Here is a 17,113-nt window from a genome sequence, read left to right as displayed (position 1 = left end):
ATGCAAAGCGGAGCTTTCCCTAGGAAAGTGCGGGGTCAGCGGCGGGAGCGGCGCCAGCGCAGGGCCAGGAGGGTGCCGACCACGCCGGTGAGCACGCCGACCGTGGCCGGCACCGCGATCGGCGGGTCGACCACGACCACCGGGTTCAGCTCCACCGGCGCCGGCGGCTGGACCGGCGTCGGCGGCGCGTCGGAGCCGGTCGCGGTCCACGCCGTGACGTAGACGAGCAGCCGCGCCACCAGCGAGATGAAGAAGATGAGGCCGATCACCGAGCCGAACGCGATGCCGGTCGGCGAGTCGCCGATCAGCCGGAGGTAGAACCCGCCGGCCAGCTTGAGCGCCTCGAACCCGAGGGCCAGCGCGATCGCGCCGCGGACCGCGCTGCGCACGCCGACCTTCTGCCGCGGCAGCCGGGTCAGCACCCACAGGAACACCAGCCAGTCGGCGGCCAGCGACAGCGGCACCGAGGACGCCGAGACGAGCTGGTGCCCCCAGCTCGTGTCGTCGAAGCCGGCCAGCCGCAGCAGGTAGCCGCCGAGCGCGGTGCCGGAGATGGTGAGCGTGAACGACACCAGCAGCGCCGCGCTCAAGCCCACCAGCGCGAGCAGGTCGACGGCGATGAGCCGCAGGAGCGGCTGGTCGGAGCGGTTCTGCCCCCACAACGCGGTCAGCGAGTCCCGCAGCGCGTTCATCCAGTTCCAGCCCGAGTAGGCGCCGATCACCAGACCGAAGGCCCCGACGCTCGTCCGCTGTTCGACGAACCCGGTGAGCAGGTCGGTGGCCTTGTCGCCGAGCCCGCCGGGCAGCGTCGAGACGATCGCGTGGACCAGCGTGTCGAGCAGGTGCGGCTGGCTGGCCAGCACGAACCCGGCGACCGACGAGGCGACCATCAGCAGCGGCACCAGCGACAGCAGGCTGAAGTAGGTGATCGAGGCGACGTAGTGGTACCCGCCGCACTCGATGTAGCGGTTGGTCGCGCGGGCGATGTGGTCCAGCCACCGGTACCGGGCACGTGCCCGGGCCCAGGGGCTCGGCGCCTTGGGGGAACTCTTCACCAGGACTGTCTACCCAGCCGGAGCCCTCCTTGCGCAGGCAACACGCGGGTTCGGCCCGGGAAGTGGCTCACCCGAGCGCCACCAGCTCCGCCCAGTGGTCCTCGGGCAGCGCCGCGTCCGTCGTCGCGAACACCGTGCTGCCCAGGAAGTCGAGCTCGCAGCCGAGGGTGGCGAGGAACGACGTGTCCGCGGCGTCGCGGCCGGTGGAGATGCGGAGCATGGTCTGGCGCGGCGCCAGGTGGGTGGCGTCGAAGACGTACCAGCGCCCGGCGATGCCGGCCTCGAAGACCGCGTGGAAGTCCATCGGCGACAGGCCGGGCGCGTAGACGCCGACGTAGCGCGCGGGGATGTCGAGGACCCGGCACAGCGCGATGCAGACGTGCGCGAAGTCGCGGCAGACGCCGGCGCCGGCCAGCAGGGTGTCGATCGCGTCGTCGGTCACGCGGCCCGAGCCGACCACATAGGACAGTCTCTCATGGACGTACCGGACGATCGCGTCGACCTGTTTCTTCGTGCTGTTCAAGGCGAACAGCTCGGGTGGCACCAGCCCGGCGATCCGGTCGGACGGGCAGTACCGGCTCGGCCGGGTGAACACGGCGGCGTCGGCGAGCGTGACCGGCTCGGGTTCGGGCTCACCCAAGACGCGCTCGGCGTGGTAGGCGACGCGGTGCTCCCCGACGGGCAGCTCGAAGACTTCGGCACGGGTCCCGTGCTCGAACTCGACGGACTCGCTCTCCCCGTGCCACGACACGGTCAGCTCGTCGGTGTCGGCGCGCGCCGCGGCGACCGAGATCGCCACCGGCCCGGGTTCGGTGACGCGGAAGGAGAGCTCGACGTCGACCGTCGCTCGAGGGGCCATCGCCCCATGATGTCACCCTCGGGCACGATTGCCGGATGAGCGACGTCGTGGTTTTCCACTCGGTGCTGGGGCTGCGGCCCGTCGAACTCGGCTTCGCCGACCGGCTGCGGGCGGCCGGGCACGCCGTCACGACCCCGGACCTCTACGACGGCCGCACCGCGCCCGACATCGAAGCCGGATTCGCGCTGAAGGACGCCGTCGGCTGGGAGACCATCACCCGGCGAGCCCGAGACGCGGTGCGCGACCTGCCCCCGGCGACGGTGCTGGTGGGCGTGTCGATGGGCGCGGGCGTCGTCGAGACGGTGCTGCCGCACCGGCCGGCCACCGCCGGGGTCCTGCTGCTGCACGCGCTGGGGAACCTGCCCGCCGCGGCCCGCCCCGGCCTGCCGGTCGAGGTGCACGTGGCCGACCCCGACCCGATCGCACCCCCGGCCCAGGTCGCGGCCTGGCGTGCGGCCACGGCCCGGGTGGGCGCCGACGCCCGGGTGCACACGTACCCGGGCATCGGCCACTTCTACACCGACCCGGACGGCCCCGACCACGACGAAGCCGCGGCGGAGCGCACCTGGGAGCGGGTCCTGGAGTTCCTCAGGCGTACCGAACCGGGTAGTGCTTGATCCCGTTGAGCCAGCTGGAGCGCAGCCGCACCGGCGGTGCCGCCTCCGTGATGCCCGGCATGACGTCGGCGATCGCGTTGAAGATCAGGTCGATCTCCAGGCGGGCCAGGTTCGCGCCGATGCAGTAGTGCGAGCCCGTGCCGCCGAAGCCGACGTGCGGGTTGTCCTCGCGGAGGATGTCGAACTTCTCCGGGTCGCCGAAGACCTCGTGGTCGAAGTTGGCCGAGCTGTAGAACATGCCGACGCGGTCGCCCTTGCGGATCTGCGCGCCGCCGAGCTCGGTGTCGCGGGTAGCGGTGCGCTGGAAGGCGACCACCGGGGTGGCCCAGCGGACGATCTCGTCCGGCGCCGTCTTCGGCCGCTGCTCCTTGAACAGCTCCCACTGGTCCGGGTGGTCCAGGAGCGCCTTCATGCCGTGGGTGATGGCGTTGCGCGTCGTCTCGTTGCCGGCCACGGCGAGCAGGATGACGAAGAAGCCGAACTCGTCCGAGCCGAGTGCTTCGCCGTCGACGTCGGCCTGGATCAGCTTCGTGACGATGTCGTCCATCGGGCACTTGCGGCGGTCCTCGGCCATGTTCCACGCGTAGCCGATGAGCTGCGCGGACGCCTCCAGCGGGGCGACCTCGTACTCCGGGTCGTCGTAGGCGACCATCTGGTTGGACCAGTCGAAGATCTTGAGCCGGTCCTCCTGCGGGATGCCGATCAGCTCGGCGATCGCCTGCAGCGGCAGCTCGCACGCGACGTCGGTGACGAAGTCGCCGGTCCCCTTCTTGCGGGCCTCGTGGGCGATCCGTTCCGCGCGGTCGCGCAGGGTGTCCTCGAGCTTCGAGATCGACCGCGGGGTGAAGCCCTTCGACACGATCCGCCGCAGCTTGGTGTGCTGCGGGGCGTCCATGTTGAGCAGCACCAGGCGGTTCGCGTCGAGGTTGTCCTCGGTCATGTTCTCGTCGAAGCGGATGATGGCGGTCTTTTCCCGCGACGAGTACAGCGTGCTGTCGCGGGAGACCTCCTTGACGTCCGCGTGGCGCGAGACGACCCAGTAGCCGTCGTCGCGGAAACCCGCGGTGTTGTGCTTCTGGGGGTTCCACCACACCGGTGCCGTCCGCCGCAGCTCGGCGAACTCGTCCACCGGGAGTCGTTGCGCCAGGAGATCGGGATCGGTGAAGTCGAACCCTGCCGGGATGAGCGGAGCGGCCACGTTGCCTCCCACGGTTCGGCTTGGAACACGTTCTAGGTTGGATTGAAGCATACGGTGTTAACCAACGGAAGACCGTTAGTGAAACCCGTTAACTTGACCGATGAGGGCAGGTGAGCATGCGCTCACCCGCGAAAGATCAACATAGGGCCGCGCCTGGGGTGGGTTGCACTAAACAATAACTTGTTCTAGTTTTTGGATCAGTGAACAGTGTTTCCCGACGAAAGGGACGACATGGGCGTGCCGGTCATCGCCGAAGCCGTGCGGACCCCCATCGGCAAGCGGGGCGGGCTGCTGGCCGGCCTGCACGCGGCCGAGCTGCTCGGCGCCGCGCAGCTCGCGCTGACCGAGCGCGCCGGGATCGACCCGGCGCTGGTCGAGCAGCTGATCGGCGGCTGCGTCACGCAGGCGGGCGAGCAGTCGAACAACGTCACGCGCACGGCGTGGCTGCACGCGGGCCTGCCCGAGACGGCGGGCGCGACGACGATCGACGCCCAGTGCGGCTCGGCGCAGCAGGCCACCCACCTGGTCGCCGGCCTGATCGCGGCGGGCGCCATCGAGGTCGGCGTCGCGTGCGGGGTCGAGGCGATGAGCCGCGTCCCGCTGGGCACCAACCGCGCCGGCGCGTCCCCGCGGCCGTCGTCGTGGACGATCGACCTGCCGAACCAGTACGGCGCGGCCGAGCGCATCGCCGTCCGGCGCGGACTGACGCGCGAAGACGTCGACGCGTTCGGCACGGCGTCACAGGCCAAGGCGGCGGCCGCGTGGGCGGCCGGGCACTTCGACCGCGAAGTCGTGCCAGTGAAGGCGCCGGTCCTGTCCTCCGAGGGATCCCCCACCGGCGAAACCCGGCTGGTCGCCCGCGACCAGGGTCTGCGCGAGACGACGGTCGAGGGCCTGGCACGGCTGAAGCCGGTGGTCGAGGACGGCATCCACACGGCGGGCACGTCCTCCCAGATCTCCGACGGCGCGGCGGCACTGCTCCTGGTGGATTCCGACCGGGCTTCGGCGCTGGGCCTGCGTCCCCGGGCGCGGATCTTGGCACAGGCGCTGGTCGGCGCCGAGCCGTACTACCACCTGGATGGCCCCATCCGCGCGACCGAACGGGTGTTGTCCCGCACCGGGATGACGGTGGGTGACGTGGACCTGTTCGAGGTGAACGAGGCGTTCGCGTCGGTCGCACTGTCCTGGCAGCAGGTCGTGGGCCCCGATCCGGCGCGGGTCAACGTGAACGGCGGCGCGATCGCCCTCGGCCACCCGGTGGGCAGCACGGGCGCACGATTGCTGACGACGGCGTTGCACGAGCTGGAGCGCCGCGACGCGTCGACGGCGCTGGTGACGATGTGCGCCGGCGGCGCTCTGGCGACGGCGACCATCATCGAACGGCTCTAGCGCGGCAGGTGGGCGTCCACCTCGATCTCGATCTTCATGCGCGGGTCCGCCAGGCCGCACTCCAGCATCGTGGCGGCCGGGCGGACTTCCGCGAACGCCTTGCGCAGCACCGGCCAGCAGGGCTCGAAGTCCGCGCGGGAAGGCAGCAGGTAGCGGACCCGGACGACGTCGGACAGTGTGCAGCCCGCCTCCGTCAGTGCCGCTTCGATGTTGCGGACGCATTGAGCCGCCTGCTCGACGACGTCGTCGGAGATCGTCATCGCCGCGTAGTCGAAGCCCGTCGTGCCCGAGACGTACACGCGGTCGCCGTGGACGACCGCGCGGGCGTAGCCGATCTGTTCCTCGAAGGTGGAGCCGCTCAGGATCGCTCGACGTTCGGTCATGCCGCGCACATTAGCTTGTGGCCCTTGTGCTTCACTTCGATGCATGATCTCGGAGAGCCGCTGCCCGGTTCCGGACGGGGAGCTCCTCGTCCGCCGCGGTGGCGAGGGCCCGGCGCTGCTGCTGATCCCGGGCGGCACCGGGGCGGGTGACTCCTACCGCGCGCTGGCGAAGCAGCTCTACGCGGACTACACCGTGATCACCTACGACCGCCGCGGCCACTTCGGCAGCACGGACACCACCACCGGCCCGGTCCCGGTGTCGCTGCAGGCCGACGACGCGCTCGCGGTGCTGGACCACGCGACCGACGGCCCGGCACTGGCGTTCGGCACGAGCGCGGGCGCGCTGATCGGCCTCGACCTGGTCGCCCGCCACCCGGACCGCGTCACGGCCCTGGTCGCCCACGAACCCCCGGCGGTGCACCTGATGCCGGACGCGGGCAGCTGGCTCGAAGCGGCGGCGGAGCAGGTCCGCCTGGCCCGCGCGGGCCAGCTGATGACCGCGGTGACGCGCTTCGCGGACGCGATCGCGGGAGCGGCCCTGCCCGACCTGCCCAACCTGCGGCTGCCGCACGAGGCCGACTGGATCCGCCTGTTCGACCGCGAGCTGACGGAGTTCTTCGACTACCTCCCGGACCTGCGCGCCCTCCGCCGCGCGAGCACGGAGATCTTCCCGGTGGCGGGCGAGGGCAGCCGGGGGCGCTACCACTACCAGCCGGCGAAGATCCTGGCCCTGGAACTGGGTTTGCCGTTCTCGGAGGTCCCGGGGGCGCACCTGGCGCCGCAGCGGAACCCGGCGAAGTTCGCGGCCGCGGTGAAGGATCTGCTCAGCCCGGAGCTTTGAGCCTCGCTGTAACACCCCCTCCGGCTGGGGCGACTCGGAAGGCGTCGCAAGTCGGGCTCGCCAGGACCGGTGGGCCCCCGGAGCAGGGAGTCGAATGGCGCAGGCCGCCCAGATGCACCTCAACCAGGCTCTGATGCGGATCCACCGCCGCGCGGAAAGCGCCGATCGGTCGACGCTGGCGGCCACTTACGTCACCGCCGGATCCTTCTCAGCCATGATCAACTCGGCTGATCACCAAATCCTCTTCGGCCGACGCGGCACGGGCAAGACCCACGGACTGCTGCACCTCCACGATCTCATCGAGCAGACCGGCGACGTGGCGATCTATCTCGACTTGCGCACGATCGGGTCAACCGGCGGGCTTTACGCCAATGAGGCTTTGAGCCCGGCCCAACGCGGTACCCAGCTCCTGGTGGACACGCTCGAGGCGGTCCACGACCAGCTCGTCACTTTGGCCATCGACGGTCAGAACTTCGACCAAGACCGGTTGATGCGGGGACTTGACGATTGGGCTGCCGCGGCAACCGACATCGAAGTCGTCGGGGAGATCGAGCAAGAGCAAACCCGTAGTGACGCCGACGAACAAGCTGGCGGCTTCGAAGCGTCACTAGGCCGAACGAGCGGGATCAAAGCGAATCTGCACCACAAAGCTTCCACGAAAGCCTCGAGCCGCAGGAAAAGCACGGGCATCGAACAGCACCGCGTCATGTTCGGTCCGCTCAGCAGGGCGATCCAGACTGTCGCCGACGGGATACAGCCGGCGAGGTTGTGGTTACTGCTCGACGAATGGAGCAGCGTACCGCTCGACCTGCAGCCATTCCTCGCCGACCTGCTGCGACGCAGCGTCTTGCCGATACGCGGCATCACGGTGAAGATTGCCGCCATCGAACACCGCGCACGCTTCTTCGTTCCCGTGCATGATGATTACCTGGGCATCGAGGTAGGCTCGGATGCTGCCTCGACAGTGAGCCTCGACGACGCGTTGGTTTTCGATCAGTCACGAAAACAAGCCCAGGCCTTCTTTCGACAACTGTTTTACAACCACGTCCGACCAGTTCTCGCGACGATGTTGCGGACGGACACCCCGGACATCGATGAGTTCACGGAGGGCACCTTCCACGAAGGGGCTCTGGCCGAACTCGTCAGGGCTGCCGAAGGCGTGCCCCGTGACGCGATCAACATAGCCGCGTTCGCTGCCCAGTACGCACACGCCAGCAAGATCAATGTCTCACACGTGCGCCGGGCTGCCAAGGATTGGTACCTACGGGACAAGAAGATCGCACTGAGCCGGTACGAGAACGCCGACCAAGTCCTTGCTGGCCTGGTCGACGAGGTCGTGGGACGACGCAAGTCCCGTACGTTTCTTCTGGCCTCGGCGGACCGCCCAGCGACGATCGACGCGCTGTGCGACGCGCGCCTGCTCCACGTCCTGCGCCGGGGCGTGGTCGACCCGCGCCACCCCGGCCGAGCGTACGACGGTTTCGCGATCGACTACGGCTGTTACGTCTCGCTGCTGACCGATGACACCAAACCGGTCCCCGCCGACGTCTTCCACTTCGACAAAGCCGTCGTCGACCTCTCCCGGTTGGGCAGCTAGACCACCCGGATGCCGTCCTTCCAGACCTCGCGGATGTTCGAGGCCAGGGCCGGGAAGTCGTACGGGTCGCCCGCCACCACCACGACGTCCGCGCGCAGGCCCGGCTCCAGGCGGCCCAGCTCGCCGTCCAGGCCCATCAAGCGGGCCGCCGACGACGTCGTCGCCTCGAGGACGTCCGCCGGGGGCATGCCGCACGCGGCCATCAGGGCCAGTTCCTCGAGGTTCGTCCCGTGCGGGCCCACGCCGCTGTCCGTGCCCATCGCGATGCGGACGCCCGCCGCGTACGCGCGGCGGACCGAATCGCGGTGGACCTCCACCACCTCGCGGGCCTTCGCCACCACCGCCGACGGGAGGTCGACGCCCGCCTCGGCCGCGCGGACCACGTTGACCGGGGCGATCAGGGTCGGGACCAGCCAGGTGCCGTGGCCGAGCATCAGCTCGATCGCCTCGTCGTCGAGGTAGATGCCGTGCTCGATGGAGCGGACGCCCGCGCGGACCGCGTTCTTGATGCCCGCCGCGCCCTGGGCGTGCGCCATCACCGGGCGGCCCTGCATCGACGCCTCGGCGACCAGTACCTCCAGCTCCGCCGGGGTGAACTGCGAGTGCCGCGGGTCGTCACGCGGGGAAAGCACGCCGCCGGTCGTGCAGACCTTGAGGACGTCGGCGCCCGCGCGCAGCAGCGTCCTGGCCACCCGGCGCATCTCGTCGGGGCCGTCGACCGTCGCGTCCGGGCGGCCCGGGTGCGGCACCAGCAGCGGCACGCACAGCCCGGACGGGTTCCAGCTGTCGCCGTGGCCGCCGGTCTGGCTGATCAGCCCGATCGAGATCTGCAGCCGCGGCCCGGGGATCAGCCCGTCGTCGACCGCCTGCTTGATGCCGAGGTCCGCGCCCGAGGCGTCGCGGACCGTCGTGATGCCCAGCCCGAGCGTCGCCCACAGGTTCCGCGCGGCTTCGTAGAACTGGTAGGAGAACGGCTTCTGCACGCGCGCCAGCAGCCCGATGTCCGACACCGTGACGTGCACGTGGCAGTCGAACAGCCCGGGCAGCAGCACCGCGCCCGAGCAGTCGACGCTTTCGTCGCCGTCCAGGTCCGTGCCCACGTCGACGATCCGGCCGTGCTCGACGACGACGTCCGCCGCCGCCGGCTCGGCGCCGGTGCCGTCGAAGACCGAACCGCCGGTGAAAACCGTCCGCGTCACGCCGCCTCCACGGGAGAAGTCTGCCGCCGCGCGACGAGCGCGGCGAGGGTCAGCACGACGACGTTGACGCCGAGCCCGATCAGGCCCACGTTGACGGTGCCGACGAGGTGGGTGTCCACAAAGGTCAGCCAGACGACGACGAGCTCGCCGGCGACCAGCCCGGCGAACACCGGGCCCTTGCCGACGGGGACCCGCCGCAGGAACCCCAGCAGGTTCGCCGGGGCCAGCTGGACCGACCCCGAATAGGTCAGCAGCAGCAGGTTGGCCAGCAGGTCCGGCCGGAAGATGCCGAGCACGAGGGCAAGGGTACTCGCGAGCACAACCGTGCCGTGGTTGATCCAGAACTGCTTGCGGCCACTGCGGACGCGGACTATGTTGCGCGCCACCAGCGACGAGATGCCGATCAGGATCCCGGCGGCCGGGACCATCGCGGTGGCCGTCGCGGCGACCACGATGATGCCGGTCACCCAGCCGGGCAACGCGTCCTTCGACAGCGTCAGCAGTACGCCGTTCGGGTCACTCCCCTTCGGCACCACGAGGATCGCGGCGAAGCCCACGACCATCGGCAGCAGCAGGCACAGCTCGTACACCGGCATCCAGGCGTAGTTGCGCCGCAGCACCTTCGGGTCGCGCGCGGACATCAGCGCCGGCCACGAGTGCGGCAGCGTCATCAGCCCGACGCCGATCGCGCTGACCAGCATGCTCGTCACGAACCAGACGTGGTCGTTCGCTCCACTGTGGACGATCAGCTTCTCCGGGTGCAGCTGCTCGATCTTGTGGAACACGCCCGCGATGCCGCCCGCGAAGTGCGTCGGCATCGCGATGATCAGCACGACCAGGGCGACCAGCATGATCCCGTCCTTGAAGTAGGACGTCGCCGCGACGCCGCGCAGGCCGGCCCACAGCACGAACGCGACGACCAGCACGCTGCCGGCGACCATGCTCAGCGTCCCGGAGGCGCTGTCGCCGGTGACCAGCCGGACGATCAGGCCCAGTCCGGTGATCTGCAGCTGCAGGTACGGCAGCACGAACACCACGCCGAGGACCGCCGACAGCGTCCCGAGCGCCCGGCTGGAGTAGCGGTCCTCGAGGAAGTCGCCCTGGGTGAGGTAGCCGCGCTCCTTCCCCAGCGTCCACAGGCGTTTCGCGAGGAAGAACAGCACGACGTAGGCGATCGGCACGTACGGCAGCGCGTACATCGCGGCGACGCCGCCGGAGAAGGCCAGGCCCGCCATGCCGAGGAAGGTGAAGGTGGTGAACACCTCCCCCGCCTGGAGGAACCACATCGTCACGGCGCCGAAGCGGCGGCCGCCGACGGTCCATTCGGCCAGGTCCGCGGCCGGGCGGCGGCGGCCGACGAAGCCGAGCACACCGATCAGCAGGATGCCGGCGAGGGTGAAGGCCAGGATCATCCTTCGTCCTCCGTCCCGCGCATCAGGCGTTCGGAGAGCAGCAGCGCCGGGGTGAACATCAGGCACCAGAACGCGCCCCACACGACCATCCGCGGCAGTCCGAGCCACAGCCCGGTGGTGTTCACGAACGGCAGGAACGGCATCAGGACCAGTGCGACGACCGGGAGCAGCGGGGGCCAGTGGTAGCTGCGCACGCCGGTCACCTCGCCAGGAGCCCGAGCCGGCGGACGGCGAGCTCGGCCAGCAGCGCGGCGCCGTCGCCCAGGACACCGTCGTCGAAGCGGGCGCGCGGGGAATGGTTGTCCGGCGAGGATTCCGGGTCGCCCGGACAGGCGCCGAGGAAGAGGTACGCGCCGGGAACCCGTTCCAGCACGCGGGAGAAGTCCTCCGAACCGGTGATCGGATCGGCCATCTCGGTGAACCGCTCCTCGCCGAAGACGTCGCGGATCGTGTCGGCGACGAAGTCGTACGCGGCGGCGTCGTTGACCGTCGCCGGGTATTCCGGTTCGTAGGTGACTTCGACGTCGAGGCCGTGCGCCTGCGCGATGCCGCGGCACACCTGGACCGCGCGCTCCCCCACCCGGGCCGCGACCTCCGGCGAGAACGACCGCAGCGTCGCCTCGAACACCGCGTCGTCCGGGATGATGTTGCGCCGGGTGCCGGCGTGGAACGTGCCGACCGTGACGACCACCGGGTCGAAGACGTCGAAGGTGCGCGTGACCATCGTCTGCAGCGCGGTCACCATCTCGCAGGCGGCCGGGATCGGGTCGAGGGCGTCGTGCGGGGACGAGCCGTGGCCGCCGGAGCCGAGCACGCGGACGGCGAGGGCGCCGGACGCGGCCATCAGCGTCCCGGGCCGGGCGACGAAGTGGCCCTTCGCGTAGCTCGAGGCCGAGACGTGCAGGCCGTACGCGGCGTCGACGTGCTTGCCGGAGGCGGTCAGCACGCCTTCCTCGATCATGTGGCCGGCGCCGTCCCAGCCCTCTTCGCCGGGCTGGAACATGAAGACGACGTCGCCGGGCAGGTCGTCCTTGCGGGCGGCGAGCAGCCGGGCCGTGCCGACCAGGCCCGCGGTGTGCAGGTCGTGGCCGCAGGCGTGCATCGCACCGTCGTGGGCCGAGCTGAACTCCTCGCCGCTGGCCTCGGTGACCGGGAGCGCGTCCATGTCGCCCCGCAGCAGCACGGTGCCGCCGGGCTTGCCGCCGCGCAGGACGGCGGTGATCGAGGACAGGTTCTTGCCGAGGCTCACTTCGAGGGGCAGGCCGTCCAGCGCCGCGAGCACCCGTTCCTGGGTGCGGGGCAGGTGGAGGCCGATCTCGGGGATGCGGTGCAGGTCGCGGCGGAGGGCGACCAGATCGTCGAGCAGGGCGGCGGCGTCCGAGCGCAGGGTCATCCGCAGATCATGCAAGTGTCGAGCACAATGGCCGGGGAAAAACACCGGAACCACCGATGCGGGGCCCGATGAGCGAAGAATCCGCCATGTTGGCCGAGCAGGACCTCAAACTGGTCGACGCGCTCCAAGCCGCGCCGCGGGCGTCGTGGTCGACGCTCGGCCAGGCGCTGGGCCTGGGCGCGGTGACGGCGGCACGGCGCTGGGACGCGCTGGTCGAGCGCGGGGACGCGTGGCTCACCGCGTACGTCGGCGGCGAGCTGACCGCGCAGCTGGCGCTGGCCTTCGTCGAGATCGACTGCGAACCGGGCACCGCGCTCCGGGTGGCGTCCGCGCTGGCCGAGGACCCGCACGTGGTCACCGTCGAGTACCTGGCCGGGCCGTGCGACCTGCTCGTCCACGTCGTCGCGCCGACCCTGCGCGAACTCGGCGCGCACGTGCCCGCGGTGCCCGGCGTGGTGCGGGCGCGGACGGTGCTGTCGCCGCGGATGTTCACCGAGGGCAGCCGGTGGCGGGTCCGGGCGATCTCGCCGGGCCAGCGCGAGGCCCTTTCGGCGAAGCCGGCGAGGAACCGCGCGCCCCTGCGCTTCGGCGACGCGGACCGGGCGCTGATCTTGGCTCTGGGCGCGGACGCCCGCGCGTCGGCGGCGGCGCTGGCGGCTTCGCTGGGCGTCGGGGCGACCACGGTCCGGCGCCGCCTGGACGCCCTGCTCGGCCGCGGCGCGATCCGCATCCGGTGCGAAATCGCCCGTTCGGCGTCGCCGGCGCCGGTCACGGTGACGCTGTGGCTGCGGGTCCCGCCGGACAAGCTGGAGACGACCGCGCGATCGCTGGCGATGTTGCCGGAGGTCCGCATGTGCGCGGCACTGACGGGGGCGGCGAACCTGATGCTGGTGCTGTGGCTGCCGTCCCAGCACGACACGGTGGCGGTGGAGGCGCTGCTCGCGGCGAAGCTCCCGTGGCTGGAGATCACCGCCCGGGCGGTGACGCTGCGGAGCGTGAAGCTGATGGGCCGCCTGCTCGACGCGTCCGGACGCGGAGTGGGACGGGTGCCGCTGGACTTCTGGGCCGCGGTCCCCGTGCCGGAGCACGGGGACCGCAGCGGGGACCGGTCCGGGGGATGAGGGGGTGAGGTGGAGGGAAGCATCCACCGGACCGGGACTGGGGGAACCGGGAGCCGCCTGGGCCGAGGGGCGGCGGTCGACCGGTGCCGCGGAGTTCGGGCTGCTCTCGCCGGCTGGGGTTCGCTGGCCGAGGGGCGGAGTTCACTTGGCCGGCGGGGGGAGGATCTCGCGGGGCGGAGGCGGAGTTCACGTTGCGGGACGGGGATCTCGCTCGCCAGGGCGGGGCTCACGGGACTGAGGGGCGGATTCACGCTGCCGGGGGGATCTCGCGGGCCGGAGGCGGAGTTCACGTTGCGGGGCGGGAATCTCGCTCGCCGGGGCGGATTCGCGGGACTGAGGGACGGATTCGCGTTGCGGGCCGAAATCTTGCTTGCCGGGGCCTGAGGCTCACGTCGCTCACACCGCCGGCGGTGAAGCTCGCTTGCGGAGAAAGGGATTCGCGAGCCGGAGTTCTTGTTGATGGAGTTGGATTTCGCCTGTCGGAGACGAAGCTCGCCGACCGGGGCGGGGCTCGCGAGCCGAGGTGCGGAGTTCGTGAGCCGGGTGGTGGAGCGGTGCTCGCGTCCACATTGGGTCGTTGCTACTGCGGAAGGTCGAGTCCCGGCGCCGGTGGACGTGGGGGTGAGGTGGAGGGAAGACGTCCACCGGGCCGGAACTCGCGGGGCGGGAAGTGGCTCCCGCCGGTTCCTCCTTCGCTGACCCGGCTGGCGCCCGGTCGGGGTGGGGGTGGGGAATCCCGGCCCGGTGGACTGGGGGGTGAGGTGGAGGGAAAGCGTCCACCGGACCGGGGCTCGGGGCGGCGGAACCAAGCGGTTCCGCGGCTTTTCGAGGGGTGGTGCCACCGCCCCGGCGGACCGAAAGGGGGGTGAGGTGGAGGAAGGGTCCGCCGGGCCGGGGTTCGTGGGCGGGTCGGTGCCCGCCGGGTGGAAAGACTGTCGCGAGTGGACTGGACCGCACTCACCGGGGATGCCCGGTGAGTGCGGGACGTCCTACTCGGCGCAGGCCTTGCCGGAGTTGACGCAGTTGACCAGGCGGCCCATGATCTGCTTGCTCATCACGTTCGCGAAGTCGTCGTGGTCGGAGCGCGGGTTGTGCTTCTCCTGGGCGAACGCGTCCACTTTGTACTGGCCGTTCTGCTGGACGTCCTGCGGGACGTCGTAGACCAGCGTCACCTGCAGCTGCGGCACGTTCTTGAAGCCCTTGGGGCACTTGCCCTGCTGGTCGGCGAACACGATGTGCGTGCGGTGGTTGGCGCTGTCGGTGTTCTTGCCGTCCCAGCAGTTCGGGAAGTTGTGGATGCGCTCGACCTTGCTGCCCTGCGGGCAGATCGGGTACAGGTCGGTCAGCCGGTCCTCGAACCCGGTGCACGTCCAGCTGGGCCGGGCGTTCGCCGGGCCGTTGGTGCTCTGCTTGGCGTCGCCGTAGAGGACGCGCAGGCCGAGCGGCATCGCGACGACGTTCTGGGCGCCGCCGCCGATGAACTTCAGGGTCGCGGACTCCGGCTCGATGATCTCGCCGTCGTTGTCGCCGACCTCTTCGTTCTCGCCCTGCGGACCACCCAGCTCCTCGGCCGGCGGTGCCGCGGCAGTGCTGCTCTGGTTGCCGTTCTGGCCGCCGTTCTGCTGGCCGTTCTGGTTGTTCTGGTCCTGGTTGCGCTGACGGCGCTGGCGATCCTGCTGCCCGTCGCGGTTCTGGTCCTGGCCGTCCTGCTGCTGGGCGTTCTGGCCGTCGTTGCGCCCGGCGCTCGTGCGGCCACCGCCGCGGCCGTCGCGCTGACGCTGGTCCTGCTCCTGTGCGGCCTGGGCGTCCTGGCCGCTCTGGTCCTGCTGGACGTCGCCGGTCTTGCCCTGCTGCTTCTGCTGGGCCTGCTGGTTTTCGCTCGCGTTGGCCGCGTCGTCTTCGCGGTCGACGCGGATGACCGGCCAGAAGTAGGCGGACTGGTCACCGTTCTTGCAGGTGGTGTCGCCGGCGAGCAGGCTCTTCAGGCTCGAATCGGCGTCGGTGGTCACGTTCCCGACGTAGTCGTGCAGGTGCTGGGCACCGTTCTTGATCCCGGGCTGCGCGATGAAGTTGTCCGGGTTGTGGTGCGCGCCGTCCGCGTTCGTTCCACAGTCGACGGTGAAGGAGCCCTGGGCGCCCTTCTTCTTCAAGGCCGCGTTCACGTTGTTGCCGGCGGGAACCTTGTTGATGTCGATGAAGAACGACGGGTCCGCCGGGTCCGCGCTGGCCTCGCCCGTGCGGCCCGCGCTGACCGCGACCGCGAGTGCGCCGACGGCGATCGCCAGGCCGATCGCACCCATCGCGATCTTGGTTCGGCGGGCAACGCGGTGCTTGCCCGTCACGGGGGACCGAGAATTCCGGGCCATAGACTAGTTCACCTCGTTCGTTATTCCGGGCGCGCGCCGGTGGCGCGGCGGCCCGGGCAAGAACTACCGTTTGTTTGACGTCGAAATCGCGCGGAACCGGGGGGTCGGGTGGTGCGGTTCCGCCGCGTCGATCTGCATCGGGGGATGCATTGGGGGATACGGGCCCCAGCGCCATGAGGTTCAAAAGCGACCGGTCCGTTATCTGTTCGTTATCTACCGGAACGCAACCGGGCAGCATTCATCCAGGTCATCGCGTTTTCGGGAAGAAAAGATTCAGCGCTGCACGGAAACGAGGACCGAGCCGTCGTCACCGCGGACTTCGAAGCGGCCGATCTGGTCCATCGCGAGGGAGATGGTTCCCTGCAGCCGCAACGGTTCGGGCGAACCCGGGATGCCGAACCCCTTGGGCGGCACCGCCCAGCTGGAGACCACGCGCTCGTCGCCCGCCGTCGAGATGGCGACCAGCTGGCACTTGACCGGGCCGACGATGCCGCGCAGCTCGAGGTCGACGCGGCTGCCCCACTCCACCGGCGAGACCGTCACGAGGGCGTTGACCGCGGACCCGCCGCTGCCGCGCCCGTAGGTCTGACCGCCGCCGGGCTGGACCGCACCGGAGGCGGGTGGCGGCACGCTCGTCGCCAGGACGCTCGTAGCCGGCGGCGCCTGCTTGGTACTCGGGGCGGACAGCGACGCGGGCGGGACGGCGTCGGCGGGCCGGACCGCCAGCGTCACGAGCGGGCCGGCCACGACGAGGGCGGCGGCCGCGGCGCCGGCCAGGAGACCGAGGCGCTTGCGGCGGCGGCGCTTCACCGTGGCCTCTTCCATCAGGCCGCGCAGGACGCGCGGCCCGGGCGCGAGGGTGCGCGGGCTCGGCGCGGGCATCGGGGGTTCCGGCCAGCTGCGCTTGACGAGGTCGAGGACGTCCGGCAGCTGGTAGAGCTCGATCAGGTCGAGCTGGCAGTGCGGGCAGTTCATCAGGTGGGCTTCGAACTGGGAGTTCTCGGCCTCGCTGAGGACGCCGAGCACGTACGCGGCGACATCGGTGTGTGCGGACGCGGCCACCCTCAGCTCACCCCCGCTCACGCAGGGCCCGGCGCAGGGCGCGGACGGCGTGGTGGATGCGGGACTTGACGGTGCCGGGCGGTACGCCGAGCGTCGCCGCGACCTCGTTCACGGTCCGGTCGCGCAGGTAGGTCTGCTGGATGGCCTCCCGCTGCTCGGGCGATAGGCCCTGCAGCGCCTCGTAAACGATCATCGCGGCGAGCGTCCGGTCCGATTCGTCGGACACCGTGATCGCGTCGGATTCGATCTCCTCGAGCTCCTGGGGTCGGACACTGCGGCTGCGCCAGCCGTCGATGACGATCCGCCGGGCCACCGTGAACAACCAGGCACGCAGCATCTCCGGCCGGCGGTCGAGCTTGTCCGCGTTCCGCCACGCCTTGATCAGCGTCTCCTGCACGACGTCTTCGGCCCACTGCCGGTCGTGACCGGTCAGCCGCAGCGCGAACGCCATCAGCGACCCGCCGAACTCCTGGTAGAGCGCCTTCGCCAGATCATCGGAGGCGTCGTTGAGCTCGGCAACGACTTCCTGATCTTGAGCGGGTCTCAGCGCTCGGGTGTGCCGTCCCACGCGGGACATCCTGGTGCTCCGGACGGCCCAAGTCCAGTACCAAACGGTCCCGA

Annotated in this window: 16 protein-coding genes; 5 read left to right on the top strand and 11 right to left on the bottom strand. The window is 70.6% G+C overall.

The features are described from left to right. Positions 1 to 35: 35 nt before the first annotated feature. Both AB0B33_RS05040 and AB0B33_RS05035 read right to left on the bottom strand, forming a co-directional pair. Positions 36 to 1,058: a YhjD/YihY/BrkB family envelope integrity protein gene (locus AB0B33_RS05040; protein WP_360767450.1), complete on the bottom strand. Its 1,023-nt coding sequence runs from the start codon at positions 1,056 to 1,058 to the stop codon at positions 36 to 38. Positions 1,059 to 1,122: 64 nt separating this feature from the next. Beyond that, entirely contained in the window at positions 1,123 to 1,914 is a 792-nt protein-coding gene (locus AB0B33_RS05035) for a transglutaminase family protein (protein WP_360766998.1), read from the bottom strand. A gap of 35 nt (positions 1,915 to 1,949) precedes the next feature. On the opposite strand from AB0B33_RS05035, the gene AB0B33_RS05030 reads away from it, so the two are divergent. Then, positions 1,950 to 2,531, top strand: a complete 582-nt coding sequence (locus AB0B33_RS05030; RefSeq protein ID WP_360766995.1) for a dienelactone hydrolase family protein — start codon at positions 1,950 to 1,952, stop codon at positions 2,529 to 2,531. Here the strand turns inward: AB0B33_RS05030 and AB0B33_RS05025 are convergent. Beyond that, on the bottom strand, positions 2,503 to 3,729 hold the full coding sequence (locus AB0B33_RS05025) for a cytochrome P450 (protein WP_247011916.1): 1,227 nt from the start codon (positions 3,727 to 3,729) through the stop codon (positions 2,503 to 2,505). The genes AB0B33_RS05030 and AB0B33_RS05025 overlap by 29 nt on opposite strands. A 231-nt stretch (positions 3,730 to 3,960) precedes the next feature. Here AB0B33_RS05025 and AB0B33_RS05020 point away from each other — a divergent pair, with 231 nt between their 5' ends. After that, positions 3,961 to 5,118, top strand: a complete 1,158-nt coding sequence (locus AB0B33_RS05020) for a steroid 3-ketoacyl-CoA thiolase (protein WP_360766991.1) — start codon at positions 3,961 to 3,963, stop codon at positions 5,116 to 5,118. On the opposite strand, the gene AB0B33_RS05015 is transcribed toward AB0B33_RS05020, so the two are convergent. After that, complete coding sequence (locus AB0B33_RS05015; protein WP_360766988.1) at positions 5,115 to 5,501, bottom strand: RidA family protein; 387 nt, start codon at positions 5,499 to 5,501, stop codon at positions 5,115 to 5,117. The two genes, AB0B33_RS05020 and AB0B33_RS05015, sit on opposite strands and share 4 nt — an antisense overlap. Before the next feature lie 43 nt (positions 5,502 to 5,544). Between AB0B33_RS05015 and AB0B33_RS05010 the strand changes: the two genes are divergently transcribed. Together AB0B33_RS05010 and AB0B33_RS05005 are read left to right on the top strand one after the other, a co-directional pair. After that, entirely contained in the window at positions 5,545 to 6,342 is a 798-nt protein-coding gene (locus AB0B33_RS05010) for an alpha/beta hydrolase (RefSeq protein WP_360766986.1), read from the top strand. A 94-nt stretch (positions 6,343 to 6,436) separates the two neighbouring features. After that, complete coding sequence (locus tag AB0B33_RS05005) at positions 6,437 to 7,939, top strand: hypothetical protein (protein WP_360766983.1); 1,503 nt, start codon at positions 6,437 to 6,439, stop codon at positions 7,937 to 7,939. Here AB0B33_RS05005 and AB0B33_RS05000 read toward each other — a convergent pair. The 4 genes from AB0B33_RS05000 to AB0B33_RS04985 are packed head-to-tail and all read right to left on the bottom strand — an operon-like array spanning position 7,936 to position 11,943. Next, a complete protein-coding gene (locus tag AB0B33_RS05000; protein WP_360766980.1) occupies positions 7,936 to 9,138 on the bottom strand; it encodes an amidohydrolase family protein in 1,203 nt (400 codons plus the stop codon). The two genes, AB0B33_RS05005 and AB0B33_RS05000, sit on opposite strands and share 4 nt — an antisense overlap. Next, positions 9,135 to 10,550, bottom strand: coding sequence for a sodium:solute symporter family protein (locus tag AB0B33_RS04995; protein ID WP_360766977.1), 1,416 nt, complete (start codon positions 10,548 to 10,550; stop codon positions 9,135 to 9,137). The genes AB0B33_RS05000 and AB0B33_RS04995 overlap by 4 nt, the downstream gene beginning before the upstream one ends. After that, positions 10,547 to 10,744 (bottom strand): hypothetical protein, encoded by a 198-nt coding sequence (locus AB0B33_RS04990; protein WP_247011933.1) that lies wholly within the window; start codon positions 10,742 to 10,744, stop codon positions 10,547 to 10,549. Before AB0B33_RS04990 ends, AB0B33_RS04995 begins: the two co-directional genes overlap by 4 nt. Positions 10,745 to 10,749: 5 nt before the next feature. Further along, positions 10,750 to 11,943 (bottom strand): M20 family metallopeptidase, encoded by a 1,194-nt coding sequence (locus tag AB0B33_RS04985; RefSeq protein WP_360766975.1) that lies wholly within the window; start codon positions 11,941 to 11,943, stop codon positions 10,750 to 10,752. Between the two features lie 68 nt (positions 11,944 to 12,011). On the opposite strand from AB0B33_RS04985, the gene AB0B33_RS04980 reads away from it, so the two are divergent. Then, complete coding sequence (locus tag AB0B33_RS04980) at positions 12,012 to 13,064, top strand: AsnC family transcriptional regulator (protein ID WP_360766973.1); 1,053 nt, start codon at positions 12,012 to 12,014, stop codon at positions 13,062 to 13,064. Between the two features lie 989 nt (positions 13,065 to 14,053). On the opposite strand, the gene AB0B33_RS04975 is transcribed toward AB0B33_RS04980, so the two are convergent. From AB0B33_RS04975 to AB0B33_RS04965, 3 genes are all read right to left on the bottom strand, one after another. Beyond that, complete coding sequence (locus tag AB0B33_RS04975) at positions 14,054 to 15,430, bottom strand: DUF1996 domain-containing protein (protein ID WP_360766970.1); 1,377 nt, start codon at positions 15,428 to 15,430, stop codon at positions 14,054 to 14,056. A 273-nt stretch (positions 15,431 to 15,703) separates the two neighbouring features. Continuing rightward, positions 15,704 to 16,492 (bottom strand): zf-HC2 domain-containing protein, encoded by a 789-nt coding sequence (locus tag AB0B33_RS04970; protein WP_360766967.1) that lies wholly within the window; start codon positions 16,490 to 16,492, stop codon positions 15,704 to 15,706. A 7-nt stretch (positions 16,493 to 16,499) separates the two neighbouring features. After that, entirely contained in the window at positions 16,500 to 17,060 is a 561-nt protein-coding gene (locus AB0B33_RS04965) for a sigma-70 family RNA polymerase sigma factor (RefSeq protein WP_360766964.1), read from the bottom strand. Positions 17,061 to 17,113: the final 53 nt, after the last annotated feature.

The sequence above is a fragment of the Amycolatopsis sp. NPDC049159 genome, assembly GCF_040648295.1.
GTDB lineage: Bacteria > Actinomycetota > Actinomycetes > Mycobacteriales > Pseudonocardiaceae > Amycolatopsis > Amycolatopsis pretoriensis_A.
This window is presented reverse-complemented; position numbering and strand designations above follow the sequence as displayed.